The following is a 13,579-nucleotide window of genomic DNA, read 5'->3' as shown; positions in this document are numbered from 1 at the left end:
TGAATGAATTATAAAATTTCCGTAGAAACGGAATATAAACATGAATAACATACACATCATAGGCATTGGATTAATTGGAGGAAGTTTAGCAATAGACATCAAGTCTAAATACACAAATGCTAAAATTTTTGGGATAGATTCTAACGACAAACACTTAGATGAGGCTTTAAATTTGAATTTAATTGATGCCAAAGCAACGTATGATGATTTGCAACAGGCAGATGTAGTCATCCTTTCTATTCCTGTAGATAAAGCCATTGTTGAGCTGCCTAAAGTTTTAGATAAGATTGGAGACCAAACACTAGTGATAGATGTAGGATCTACGAAATTACCGGTTTGTAAGTCGGTAGAAAATCATAAAAAGCGTCGTAATTTTTTAGCAACACATCCCATTGCAGGAACAGAGTTTTCTGGTCCAAAAGCAGCAATAGCTCATTTGTTTGAAAAAAAAACGAATATCATTTGTGAGGTAGAAAAAACAACTTTTAAACTTCAAGAGAAAGCTTTGAAGCTTTTTACAGACTTAGGAATGCGTATTCGATATATGAATCCTGAAGCTCATGACAAGCATATCGCTTATGTGTCTCATTTGTCACATATTAGCTCGTTTATGTTGGGTAAAACCGTAATTGAAAAAGAGAAAAATGAGCGCGATATTTTTGATATGGCTGGAAGTGGCTTTGAGAGTACTGTGCGCTTAGCAAAAAGTTCACCAGCCATGTGGACACCAATTTTTAAGCAAAATAGAGATAATGTGATTGAAACTTTAGATGAATATATAACCAATCTCAAGCAATTTAAAGCTTTGATGGAAGCCGATGATTTTAATGCCATTTATACCGAAATGGAAAATACAAACCACATCAAAGACATATTAAAAGGATTGATTTAAGTGTAAAACAAAATAAGTAAAAAGAGGAGACTAATAATTCCTTCCCTTTTTTTGGGGAAGGTGGATTTTGATGAGAATTAAAATTCGGAAGGATAAAAAAAGTATTATGGAAAACAAAAAAGAAATGAGAACATGGTTAGATAAATTAGGGTTAAATCACCCATTAGTTATCGCAGGACCATGCAGTGCAGAAACTGAAGAGCAAGTATTAAAAATAGCACACGAGCTAAAAGATACTGATGTTAACTATTACAGAGCTGGTATTTGGAAGCCGAGAACACGTCCAGGAAATTTTGAAGGTGTTGGTGCTCTAGGTTTAAAATGGTTGCAAAAAGTAAAAGAAGAAACAGGTATGAAAACCTGTACTGAAGTTGCTAATAGAAACCACGTAGAATTAGCTTTAGAACATGATGTAGATTTATTATGGATTGGTGCACGATCTACGGTAAGCCCTTTCATTATGCAAGAAATTGCAGATGCTCTTAAGGGAACAGATAAGGTAGTTTTAGTTAAAAATCCAGTCAATCCAGATTTAGCCTTGTGGTTAGGTGGTATAGAAAGATTATATAGTGCAGGAGTTAAAAATCTAGGTGCAATTCATAGAGGATTTTCAACCTATGAGAAAACGAAGTATAGAAACATTCCAGAATGGCAATTAGCTATTGAGTTTCAAAATAGATTTCCAGACCTACCATTAATTAATGACCCATCACATATAACTGGAAAAAGAGATATGATTTTTGATGTATCACAAACTGCATTAGATCTAAATTTTGATGGTTTAATGATAGAAACTCATTTTGATCCAGATAATGCATGGAGTGATGCTGCACAACAAGTTACTCCTAAAACTTTGGTTAACATTATGGAAGATTTAAAAATTAGAAAAGAATCTGATCCTGAAGCCGAGTATAACTCAGAGCTTAATAATTTAAGAGCTCAAATAGATGTTGTAGATAGCCAACTTATAGAGTTATTAGGAAAACGAATGAAAGTTGCCGATGGTATTGGGAGTCTTAAAAAACAAAAAAATGTTGCTGTTTTACAAAGCAAACGTTGGAACGAGATCTTAGGTAAAATGGTTTTAGATGGTGATGAAAAAGGACTAAGTGAAGAGTTTATTTTACGCATGTTTAAGGCTATTCACCAAGAATCTATTAATCATCAAGAGAAGATTATAAACGGATAAAAAAAAAGACCATCAATTGATGGTCTTTTTTTTAGTTTATTTAGTTCTTTTAAAAATAAATCGGGTTATAAAAATACCATTGTTGTCACCTTTGCCTGCGCTTTCTACAGCACTAGTCACAAAGGCTAATTCCCAACCTTCTTGAATCATTGTGTTTACTTTTGAAGTAATAACAGCGTCATTAGCAGCAATGTTTTGAAAACGTATTCCTCCTAAATTGAAAAAATTTAAAAGTTTAGTCTCTTCAAAATTCTTAACTCTTATCTCACTTCTGTCTGATTTATTTCGTTTATCTTCTTTTTTATCCTCACTTCTAACAGAGGTGAATTCTTTATAATCACGCTCGTCTGAAGCAGAAATAAGCCTTGAGCGTCCCAAACCATTTGGCACAATAGATTCTACACTTGTAATGATTTTATATTCTACTTGAGCAAAGGCATCAGTAAGTGTTAAAAAAACTACGGCAAATAAGAGTACTAATTTTTTCATGTTGTTATATTTTAAAATTTAAGTTAGCAATTTAAGATATCATAAAAATTAAAATCGTTATTTTGTTAAATATTTTTTCAATGACAGGACTCGTTTACAAATCTACAGGAAGCTGGTACACAGTTAAAACCGAATTAGGTAAAACTTACCAATGCAGAATTAAAGGTAAATTTAGATTAAAAGGAATTAAAAGCACTAACCCAATTGCAGTAGGAGATCATGTAGATTTTGAAATTGAAACCAATAATGATAATGAAACAGGTGTTATTCACAATATTCATGAACGTACCAATTATATTGTTCGTAAATCGGTTAACTTATCAAAACAAACCCATATCATAGCCTCCAATGTAGATCAAGTATTTTTACTTGTAACCATTGATAATCCTCCAACATTTACAAGTTTTATAGATCGTTTTTTGGTCACTGCCGAAGCCTATCAAGTCAAAACCATACTACTATTTAATAAAGTAGATACCTATAGTGAAGAGACTTTAGATGAAGTGCGTTATTTAGCTCACGTCTATAGAAAAATTGGGTATGATTGTATTGGTATCTCTGCGGAAACAGGAAAAAATGTAGATAAAGTAAAAGCTTTAATGACAAACAAGGTGAGCATGTTCGCAGGGCACTCTGGCGTTGGAAAATCAACATTAGTAAATGCCATAGAGCCTGGTTTAGATCTAAAAACTAAAGCCATTTCGTCTCAGCATAGTCAAGGACAACATACAACGACATTTGCCGAAATGTTTGATTTAAGCTTTGATGCAAAAATCATTGATACACCTGGTATTAAAGGCTTTGGTATTGTAGATATGGACAAAGAGGAAGTTGCAGATTATTTTCCTGAATTTTTTGAACTTAAACAAGACTGCAAATTCAATAACTGTTTGCATACCGAAGAACCTAAATGTGCAGTAAAAACCGCCTTAGATAATGATGAAATATCTTACTCGAGATATCGTAGTTATCTGCAAATTTTAGAAGGCGAAGATGAACATTATCGAACCGATAATTGGGAAGAGAAATAACATAATCTTCCAGTGTGTAGTCTTTAATTTTAAGTCACTTTAACTATTAAATTTTAAACTATTTTGAAAGCAGTCATTCAGCGTGTCACAAAAGCATCAGTTACTATTGAAGGAGAAAAAGTAGCTCAAATCAATTCTGGATTGCTAGTACTTCTTGGGATTGTTAATGAAGATACACAAGAAGACATTAAATGGTTGTCTAACAAAATTTCTAATCTTCGTATATTTTCAGATGACGATGGTGTGATGAACACCTCATTACTTCAAAACCAAGGGGATGCCATTGTTGTAAGCCAGTTTACACTTCAAGCAAGCACAAAAAAAGGAAATCGCCCTAGTTATCTACTAGCAGCCAAACCAGATGTTGCCATTCCGCTATATAAAACATTCGTTAAACAGCTAGAAAATGATTTAGGTAAAACAGTGCAAACAGGTCAATTTGGAGCAGATATGAAAGTAGAATTACTCAACGATGGTCCTGTTACTATAATTATAGATACTAAAGATAAAAAGTAATGGCTTCAATTTTTAGTCATGGTTTGGTAGCTTACACATTAACTAAAGTTGTAGATGCTAAGTCTAGTAAATTATTAGTTTTTCTGGCTATTGGGTCTTCAATGCTGCCAGATTTAGATGTTATTGGCTTTGCCTTGGGTATCGATTATTTAGATCCTTTTGGGCATCGCGGTTTTTCACATTCTATTGTGTTTGCCGTAATTTGGACGACATTACTTACTTTTTTCTTCGGAAATTCTAGAAAACTAGTAGTTGCTGTTGTATTATTTTTATCAACCATATCTCATGGTATATTAGATGCCATGACAAGTGGAGGAAAAGGCGTTGGGTTTTTTATACCATTTGATAACTCACGATATTTCTTCCCTTTTAGAGGGATTAAAGTATCACCAATTGGCGTTGAGAAGTTCTTTTCAGAATGGGGAATTAGAGTTATTATGAGTGAGATTCAGTACATCGCTATGCCATGCATAATCATTTTATTACTACACTATTTTATGTCAAAAAAATCTGACGTCTAATTAATTATCATGTTTTGAGGTTTTTATAGTAAGCTATAGAGTAAAAATACTATATTTGATAACCAACTTAACTAAATCGCTTTCAAATGCCTATAAAACCATACATTATAGTGTTCATGCTATGCTGTGTTTTTAATCTCCATGCTCAAGACGAAGCACTCCTTAAATCATCAACAGTACCTTTACAATTAAGAGTTAAAGCTAATGCAGTAGTTCGGTACGATCATACACTCATAGAGGTTAAAGCATACAATAATTTTATATATAGAAATAAACGGATCGTAACCGTTTATAATGAAAATGGAATTTCAGATCAAGGTGCAGTTGCAGGTTATGATGATAACAGAAAAATTAAATCGTTAGAGGCCCGAATTTATGATAGCAATGGTAAAGAAATAAAGAAATTTAAAGCAAAAGATTTTGAAGATGTAAGTGCAGTAAGTGGAGGAACGCTTTATGATGATAATCGTGTGAAATACCTCAATTATACACCAACAAGTTATCCTTATACTATAGTTTATGAGGTAGAAGTAGATTTTAAAACCACAGCATTCGTACCATCTTGGAGACCTATAAGTGGTTTTTATGTAAGTACAGAGAATTCAGAATATAAAATCGTTAATAACTCAAAGACTCAAGTTAAAATAAAAGCGATCAATCTAGACGATTTTCCAATTGAAAAACATAATGATTTTCATTATACCGCTAAAAACATAAAATCTATAAAACCAGAAGCGTTTAGTCCGTCATTTGAAAGCTATGCGCCAAAAGTAAGAGCAGCATTAATAAATTTTGAAATGGAAGGCGTTATAGGTTTAAATAATAACTGGGAAGATTTTGGGAAATGGATGCATGATGAACTTTTAATGGGTACAGAAATTATTCCAGAGCATATAAAAGAAGAAGTTAAAAACTTAACAGCACACGCCAGTACAGATGCCGAGAAAGCTAAAATTGTCTATAACTATATGCAAGAGAAAACACGCTACATTAGTGTGCAAGTTGGTATTGGAGGTTGGAAACCAATGTTGGCAGATGATGTAGAGCGTTTGGGTTATGCAGACTGCAAAGGCTTATCTAATTATACAAAAGCACTATTAGATGAGGTTGGTGTCGTATCACATTATGCTGTGATTTATGGAGGTCGAGATATTACAAGTTTTGATACAGAGTTCTCAGCTACAGAGGGTAATCATGCTGTAATTTGTATTCCTAATGAGACTAAAGATATTTGGTTAGAGTGTACAAGTCAAACCAATCCGTTTGGTTTTATAGCTGGTTTTACTGATGATAGAGATGCGCTTTTAATTACTCCAGAAGGTGGTAAAATAATTCACACTACAGTATATGAAACAAACGATAATTTAAAAACCACCAATGCAACTATAGCGATTGTAAACGATGGATCAATTGCCGCAGATGTAACAATTAAAACTCATGGTTTTCAATATGCAATACATGAAGGTATTCAAACTAAGCCTTTACGAGAGCAAGAATTGTATATTAAAGATTATTGGGACTATATTAATAACATTTCCGTAGAAAATATACAATTCATAAATGATAAAGATGCTGTTGTTTTTACTGAAAATGTAAAGGTTAAAGCCGCTAGTTTTGCTACAAAAAGTGGTAAACGTTTATTGTTTCAGCCTAATGTTTTTAATAAAGTAACCCGAATACCTACGCGCTATAAAAAACGAACTCTAGATTTTGAAATCGATAGAGGTTATAAAAATGTTGATGAATTTGTGATCACCATAGATTCAAATTTTCATATTGAAGCGATGCCAAATGCAGTTGAGATTACTAATAAATTTGGAAGCTATTCATTTACCATTAAAAAATTATCTGACACTAAATTAGTGTACAAGCGAACACAAATTTTAAATAAAGGCTTCTATCCAAAAGAAGCGTATGACGATTTTAGAACCTTTATGTCTACTATGGTAAAACATGATGAGTCTAAAATTGTATTGATTTCTAAAACCTAAACTATGAGAATTATTATTGCAGTATTTTTACTTTTTATGTCCTTTAATGTACAGGCTCAAAATTTTAAATTTGGTAAAGTTTCAAAAGAAGAATTAGCAGAGAGCGTACATCCTAAAGATGCATCAGCAAATGCAGCCGTTTTATTTAAAAGAGAAAGTGTGCGATTTGTATACCGACAAGGAGAAGGGTTTATTCAAAATAGAACCATACACGAACGTATAAAAATATATAATAAAGATGGGTTTGATTGGGCAACAAAGCGAGTAAAAACCTACACTGGTAGTTCTAGTAAAGAACAAATAAATAATTTAAAAGCCTATACTTATAATTTAGTTAATGGTAAAGTAACAGATGATAAGCTTAAAAAAGATGGTATTTTTGAAGAGGAAGCTAATAAATATTGGGATATTACGTCTTTTACAATGCCAAATATAAAAGCAGGATGTATTGTGGAATTCTCATATATGATTTCATCTCCTTTTTTAGCCATTGATGATTTGGAACTTCAATATACTATTCCTATTAATGTTTTAGAAACAAAAATAAGCACACCAGAGTATTTTATTTATAATAAACTCTTAAACCCTAAAGCGAGTTACCTGCCAAAATTTGAGTCGTCTAAAGATAATAGAGTTACAGTGATTAGAAGTAAATCTAGATCTGGTACTTTTTCTGTAAATAAAACAGAGTTTAGTCAATCTAATCTAGATTTTGTTGATAATGTATACAAGTCTAATGAAGTGGATATTCCTGCTTTAAAAGATGAACCATTTATAGATAATTTGAGTAATTATCAAGCCAAGCTAGAACTAGAATTAACAGCAGTTAAATATCCTGATGAACCCTATAAAAATTTAGCAAATACATGGGATAACGTAACCAAAACAATTTATGAGTCTGATGGTTTTGGAACTCAATTAAAAAAATCGGGTTACTATGAAGATGATATTAATGCATTAATTAGTGATTTAGATAGTGATGCTCAAAAGGCATTTATGATTTATAATTATGTAAAACGAAAAGTAAAATGGAATGGTTATAATGGCTATTCTACAGAAGCTGGTGTAAGAAAAGCATATAAAGAAGGTGTAGGTAATGTAGGCGATATAAATTTGATGCTGGTGTCTATGCTAAGGTATGCTGGGATAAATGCAAACCCTGTATTAATTAGTACAAAAAGCAATGGAATACCATTATTTCCAACTCGTAAAGGCTTTAATTATGTGATTTGCTTTATCGAAAATCAAGACATCATGTCGTTGTTAGATGCCACAGATAAAAATGCAACATTTAATACATTACCTGTAAAAGATTTAAATTGGCAAGGTCGTGTAATTAGAGAAAACGGTAGTTCTTCATGGATAGATTTAGCACCTCGTTCATTATCAAAAGATATAATAGGTTTAAATATTAAAATAAATCCTGATTTATCTGCGGAAGGAAAAGTGAGGTCTCAAAAGTTTGATTACGTGGCAAAACGCTATAGAGATAAGTATGGTGATGTTAGCCCAGAAACTTATATAAAAGCTATCGAAAAAGATAAAGCCGATTTATTAATTTCTAATTTAAAAGTTGAAGGTGAAGATAATTTATTGGAGCCTATTAAAATAACCTATGAATACACAATGGACAATGCCATTGAACAGATTGGTGATAATTTATATTTTTCGCCATTACTCTTTTTAAGTTCACAAGAAAATCCGTTTAAACAAGATGAACGTACTTTACCTATTGATCTTATGTACCCAATGTCTGATAAATATATGATTTATATTATGCTTCCAGAAGGTTATGATGTAGACACATTACCAGAAAATAAAGCGTTAGATTTTTCTAATAAAACAGGAGAATTTAAATATATGATAAATCAAAACGGACGCTTTTTACAAGTCAATGTAGAGTTAAATATTAATTCTTCTTTTATACTTTCTGAAAATTATGCGTTCTTTAAGGAGTTTTTTGCTCAAGCCCTTGAGAAACAAACAGAAAAAATAGTACTTAAAAAGATTTAAAATGGATATTAAAAACGCACAATTAGAAGTTGACACTTGGATTAAAGAACATGGTGTACGTTACTTTAACGAACTTACTAATATGGCACAACTTACTGAAGAAGTTGGAGAAGTCGCTAGAATAATTGCCAGACGCTATGGTGAGCAAAGCGAAAAAGAAAGTGATAAAAATAAAGACTTAGGAGAAGAGCTAGCAGATGTGGTTTTTGTAATTTTGTGTTTAGCAAACCAAACAGGTATTGATTTGCAAAGTACCTTTGATAAAAAATTAGATTTAAAAACTAAAAGAGATCACGATAGGCATCACAATAATGATAAATTAAAATAAAACTTACGTTTTTGAATGATTAACATTTCAAAACGTGGTTGTCACTAGTTATGACCATACAACTTCACAAATCTACAATACAAAAACTATCAAACATTACAATTACGGGTTCTAAAAGTGAATCTAATAGATTGTTGTTACTTCAGGCTTTATATCCAGAACTAGAGGTCGAGAATGTGTCTAATTCAGATGATTCTAAAGTCATGCAAAGGGCTTTAGCCTCCAAAGCGCCTATAATAGATATACATCATGCAGGTACTGCAATGCGTTTTTTAACAGCGTATTTTGCAAGTAAAGCAGGTCGAGATGTGGTGCTAACAGGTTCTAGCCGTATGAAAGAACGACCTATAGAGATTTTGGTAGAGGCTTTAAACCAATTAGGAGCAGAGATTACTTATAAAGAGTCACACGGTTGTCCACCAATTAATATAAAAGGGAAAACACTTTCCAAGCATAAGGTGACTTTAAATGCTAATGTGAGTAGCCAGTACATTTCAGCATTATTGTTAATAGCATCTCGTTTAGAAAACGGATTAGAATTAACCCTTGATGGTAAAATAACATCTGTTCCATATATCAATATGACGCTAGATTTGTTAAATCAGGTAGGTATTCAAACAACGTTTAAAGGTCAAGTGATCACTGTAAGTACAAAACAGGATGCGCTTAAAACAAATAAGCTTACAGTGGAGTCAGATTGGTCATCGGCATCTTATTTTTATAGCATTGTGGCATTAAGTGCTGTAGGTACAGAAGTTAAATTATCATCATATAAAGAGAAATCATTACAAGGTGATTCTGTTTTAGCAGAAATTTATAAATCATTTGGAGTAGAAACAGTGTTTCAAAATGAGTCTATGGTAATACAAAAAACCGAAGATTCATTAACTGATTCCGTAGAATTTCAGCTTAATAATTCGCCAGATATTGCACAAACAATTGCAGTAACTTGTTTAGCTTTGGGTATAAAGTGTCATCTTACGGGTTTACATACACTTAAAATTAAAGAAACAGATAGATTAGTTGCGCTTCAAAATGAACTTCAAAAACTTGGAGGTCAAATTGATATAACAGGAGATACATTAACAGTTAATAAAACACCAAAGCTTATCAAAAACGTTGCTATAGCTACATATAATGACCATAGAATGGCTATGGCTTTTGCACCATTAGCTCTAAAAACCGATCTGTTTATTGAAGATTATATGGTGGTTTCAAAATCATATCCTACATTTTGGGACGACTTAAAAACACTAGGTTTTAAAATTTCTAAATAAATACTGCGTTTTACTTGACAAGGCCTATGTTGAGATTGTATATTTGCGACTTGTAAAAACGAAAGCAATGTTATAATGTATAAACCGCTTTCAGCATAAAAAATAAATAAAAAATCACTTATGAAATTATCACACTTCAATTTTGACCTTCCAGATGAATTATTAGCAGAGCATCCTTCAGAGCATAGAGATGAGTCTAGACTAATGGTTTTGGATAGAAAAAATCAAACTATCGAGCACAAACTATTTAAAGATGTTATCGATTATTTTGAAGAAGATGATGTGATGATTTTAAATAACACCAAAGTGTTTCCTGCACGTTTATTTGGTAACAAAGAAAAAACTGGTGCAAGAATTGAAGTATTCTTATTAAGAGAATTAAATGAAGAGCAACGTCTTTGGGATGTTTTAGTTGATCCAGCACGTAAAATTAGAATTGGTAACAAATTATACTTTGGTGATGATGAAACATTAGTGGCAGAGGTTATTGATAATACAACATCAAGAGGTAGAACATTACGTTTTTTATATGATGGGTCTTACCATGAATTTAGAAGAAAATTAACCGAACTCGGTCAAACACCACTTCCAAAATATATTCAAAGAGACGTAGAGCCAGAAGATGCAGAGCGTTACCAAACTATATTTGCTAAAAATGAAGGTGCAGTAGCAGCTCCAACAGCAGGATTACACTTTTCTAAGCATTTACTAAAACGTTTAGAAATAAAAGGAGTTGAATTACCAGAAGTAACACTTCATGTTGGTTTAGGTACGTTTAACCCAGTTGAAGTAGAAGATTTATCTAAGCATAAAATGGATAGTGAAGAAATTTATGTCACTAAACCAGCAACCGATATTATTAATAAAGGTATTGCCGAAAAAAGACGTATTTGTGCTGTAGGTACAACTGCAATGCGTGCTGTAGAAAGTTGCGTATCGTCTAGCGGAACATTAAATGAGTTTACAGGATGGACAAATAAATTTATTTTTCCACCTTACGATTTCAGTATAGCAAACAGTATGATTACTAATTTTCATACGCCAAAATCTACACTATTAATGATGGTTTCAGCATTTGCAGGTCATGATTTCATGAAAGAAGCATACGAACAAGCGGTTAAAGAAAAGTACCGTTTTTACACCTATGGTGACGCCATGTTGATAATATAACACAGCATTAAAAAATAGAAATGGAAGCCTTATGTCACAATAAGGCTTTTTTTTGTTTTGGGCATTACCCTAAAGGGTCGTGCTTTCCGTTATATCTTTTGTAGCTAAAAAAAAGCTACAAAAGGATGCCACTTCAATCACTAATGCAACCTCAGAAATTTTAAAATCATGAGGTAAAATTGATTAACAATCACCCTTTCATTACCTTTGCAAAACTTATGGATATTAAAAAGAAAGACATACGAGCATTAACAAAAGAACAATTAAGAGCATTTTTTGTTAAAGAAGGCGACAAAGCATTTCGTGGTAACCAGGTTTATGAGTGGTTGTGGAGTAAAAGTGCCCATACGTTCGAAGATATGACTAACATCTCTTTAGAAACAAGAAATATGTTAGAGCAAAACTTTGTTATCAATCATATCAAAGTAGATCAAATGCAAAAAAGTAGTGATGGCACTATTAAAAATGCTGTGCGACTCCACGATGGTTTAATTGTAGAGTCCGTTTTAATTCCTGCTAAAAATAGAACAACAGCTTGCGTATCCAGTCAAGTAGGATGTAGTTTAGACTGTAGATTTTGTGCCACAGCAAGGTTAAAACGTATGCGTAACCTAAATCCAGATGAGATTTATGATCAAGTCGTTGCCATTGATAATGAAAGTCGATTATATCACAATAGACCATTAAGTAATATCGTGTTTATGGGTATGGGAGAACCACTCATGAATTACAATAACGTGCTCAAAGCCATAGATAAAATTACATCACCAGAAGGTCTGGCAATGTCGCCAAAACGAATTGTTGTGTCAACATCAGGAGTGCCAAAAATGATAAAAAAAATGGCAGATGATGAGGTGAAGTTTAAACTCGCAGTCTCTTTACATTCTGCAATAGATGAGATTAGAACTTCCATAATGCCATTTAATGCCACATTCCCTTTAGCCCATTTAAGAGAAGCTTTGGTGTATTGGTATGAGAAAACTAAAAATAGAATTACCTATGAGTACGTTGTTTGGGATGGTATTAATGATACTAAAAACGATGTGGAAGCCTTAATACAATTTTGCAAATTTGCACCAAGCAAAGTAAATTTAATAGAATATAACCCAATTGATGATGGCGAATTTCAGCAAGCAAGTTCAAAAGCCATTGATATGTATGTGTCTATGCTAGAGAAACATAATATAACTGTAACGGTAAGACGATCGCGAGGTAAAGATATTGATGCAGCTTGTGGGCAATTAGCAAATAAAACATAAAAAAAGCGACCATTTGTTACTGTACGTAATCAAAGTATGGTCGCTTTTTTTTAAGTATATTTTAATTATTGTTTTATAATCTTTATGGTTTGTGTCTGTCCTTTAACAGATACTTTTGCTATGTACATACCATCTTGTAAATTAGACATTCCAATAACTTCATTACTCTGAGATAAAGATTGATTGATCACGCGTTGTCCAAGAATATTAAACACTTCAATACTGCTTAATGGTAATGACGAGTTCAATGTTAAGTTATTCGTGTCTTTGTTGTAAGAGTGAGTAAACGTGTTGTTTGCAAATTCATCAACACTTAAAAGACCATCACCAGCATTTATTGATGCATCAGCCGTTTGCTCATAAGCAAAATCCTTAACGGTGAAGTTTGAACTACTAGAGCCCATTTCAAGTCTTACCCAACCATAATGAGTACTTCCACTAATATCAAAAGCTACGCCTACATATGAATCAGCTGTTGTGCCGCAAAAACCACTGTTGGTGTATCCGCCTGCTTGGCACATATCTCCAAAAGATGCAACTGTTGTTGTAGAACCTATTGCAGATCCATAAGGGACATTAACACCATAGGTGTAGTTTCCTACAATGTTCGCTGCAATACCATTGCCTACGGGAGCTATTGCTCTCATAAGTTGTATGTTGCCACCACCAGAACTAGAAAAACTTGTTTGTTCAATGACTGCATCAACAATCGTATCACCATTAAAATCCACATCAAAAGAGCTTTGAAGCGTACCAACAAAGTCAGGATCTACATCAGTATATTGAATTTGACCATTAGCTTCTGAAACACCAGCAATTGCTAATGAAAGAACCCCATATTGAGCCAATCTTTTACTTAAATTATTAGAATGTTTTAAAGTAGTTTTTTTCATAATATACTAG

The 13,579-nt window shown here is 32.7% G+C and carries 13 protein-coding genes; 11 read left to right on the top strand and 2 right to left on the bottom strand.

Features of this window, described 5'->3' with window-relative positions:
• Positions 1–40 precede the first annotated feature (40 nt).
• Positions 41–892 (top strand): prephenate dehydrogenase, encoded by an 852-nt coding sequence (locus TD29_RS13180; RefSeq protein WP_040281215.1) that lies wholly within the window; start codon positions 41–43, stop codon positions 890–892.
• A 106-nt stretch (positions 893–998) separates the two neighbouring features.
• Positions 999–2,081, top strand: a complete 1,083-nt coding sequence (locus tag TD29_RS13175) for a bifunctional 3-deoxy-7-phosphoheptulonate synthase/chorismate mutase type II (RefSeq protein WP_040281214.1) — start codon at positions 999–1,001, stop codon at positions 2,079–2,081.
• Between the two features lie 36 nt (positions 2,082–2,117).
• Here TD29_RS13175 and TD29_RS13170 read toward each other — a convergent pair whose 3' ends face one another.
• Positions 2,118–2,570 (bottom strand): hypothetical protein, encoded by a 453-nt coding sequence (locus TD29_RS13170; RefSeq protein ID WP_040281213.1) that lies wholly within the window; start codon positions 2,568–2,570, stop codon positions 2,118–2,120.
• 80 nt (positions 2,571–2,650) lie between these two features.
• On the opposite strand from TD29_RS13170, the gene rsgA reads away from it, so the two are divergent.
• From rsgA to rlmN, 9 genes are all read left to right on the top strand, one after another.
• Positions 2,651–3,601 carry a ribosome small subunit-dependent GTPase A gene (rsgA, locus tag TD29_RS13165; RefSeq protein WP_040281212.1) on the top strand — a complete coding sequence of 317 codons (951 nt, stop codon included), beginning with the start codon at positions 2,651–2,653 and terminating at the stop codon, positions 3,599–3,601.
• Between the two features lie 63 nt (positions 3,602–3,664).
• A complete protein-coding gene (gene dtd / locus TD29_RS13160; protein WP_040281211.1) occupies positions 3,665–4,117 on the top strand; it encodes a D-aminoacyl-tRNA deacylase in 453 nt (150 codons plus the stop codon).
• Complete coding sequence (locus tag TD29_RS13155) at positions 4,117–4,638, top strand: metal-dependent hydrolase (RefSeq protein WP_040281210.1); 522 nt, start codon at positions 4,117–4,119, stop codon at positions 4,636–4,638. Before dtd ends, TD29_RS13155 begins: the two co-directional genes overlap by 1 nt.
• 86 nt (positions 4,639–4,724) lie before the next feature.
• Positions 4,725–6,629 carry a DUF3857 domain-containing protein gene (locus TD29_RS13150; protein ID WP_040281209.1) on the top strand — a complete coding sequence of 635 codons (1,905 nt, stop codon included), beginning with the start codon at positions 4,725–4,727 and terminating at the stop codon, positions 6,627–6,629.
• 3 nt (positions 6,630–6,632) lie between these two features.
• Complete coding sequence (locus TD29_RS13145) at positions 6,633–8,642, top strand: DUF3857 domain-containing protein (RefSeq protein WP_040281208.1); 2,010 nt, start codon at positions 6,633–6,635, stop codon at positions 8,640–8,642.
• A 1-nt stretch (position 8,643) separates the two neighbouring features.
• Positions 8,644–8,970 (top strand): nucleotide pyrophosphohydrolase, encoded by a 327-nt coding sequence (locus TD29_RS13140; protein WP_040281207.1) that lies wholly within the window; start codon positions 8,644–8,646, stop codon positions 8,968–8,970.
• 50 nt (positions 8,971–9,020) lie between these two features.
• Positions 9,021–10,247, top strand: a complete 1,227-nt coding sequence (locus tag TD29_RS13135; protein WP_040281206.1) for a 3-phosphoshikimate 1-carboxyvinyltransferase — start codon at positions 9,021–9,023, stop codon at positions 10,245–10,247.
• A gap of 120 nt (positions 10,248–10,367) precedes the next feature.
• Entirely contained in the window at positions 10,368–11,417 is a 1,050-nt protein-coding gene (gene queA, locus TD29_RS13130) for a tRNA preQ1(34) S-adenosylmethionine ribosyltransferase-isomerase QueA (protein ID WP_040281205.1), read from the top strand.
• Positions 11,418–11,635: 218 nt separating this feature from the next.
• Positions 11,636–12,676, top strand: coding sequence for a 23S rRNA (adenine(2503)-C(2))-methyltransferase RlmN (rlmN, locus tag TD29_RS13125; protein ID WP_040281204.1), 1,041 nt, complete (start codon positions 11,636–11,638; stop codon positions 12,674–12,676).
• Between the two features lie 65 nt (positions 12,677–12,741).
• Here rlmN and TD29_RS13120 read toward each other — a convergent pair whose 3' ends face one another.
• Positions 12,742–13,569: a T9SS type A sorting domain-containing protein gene (locus tag TD29_RS13120; RefSeq protein WP_040281203.1), complete on the bottom strand. Its 828-nt coding sequence runs from the start codon at positions 13,567–13,569 to the stop codon at positions 12,742–12,744.
• Positions 13,570–13,579 lie beyond the last annotated feature (10 nt).

This window comes from Psychroserpens damuponensis (assembly GCF_000826655.1).
GTDB classification, from domain to species: Bacteria; Bacteroidota; Bacteroidia; order Flavobacteriales; family Flavobacteriaceae; genus Psychroserpens; species Psychroserpens damuponensis.
This window is presented reverse-complemented; position numbering and strand designations above follow the sequence as displayed.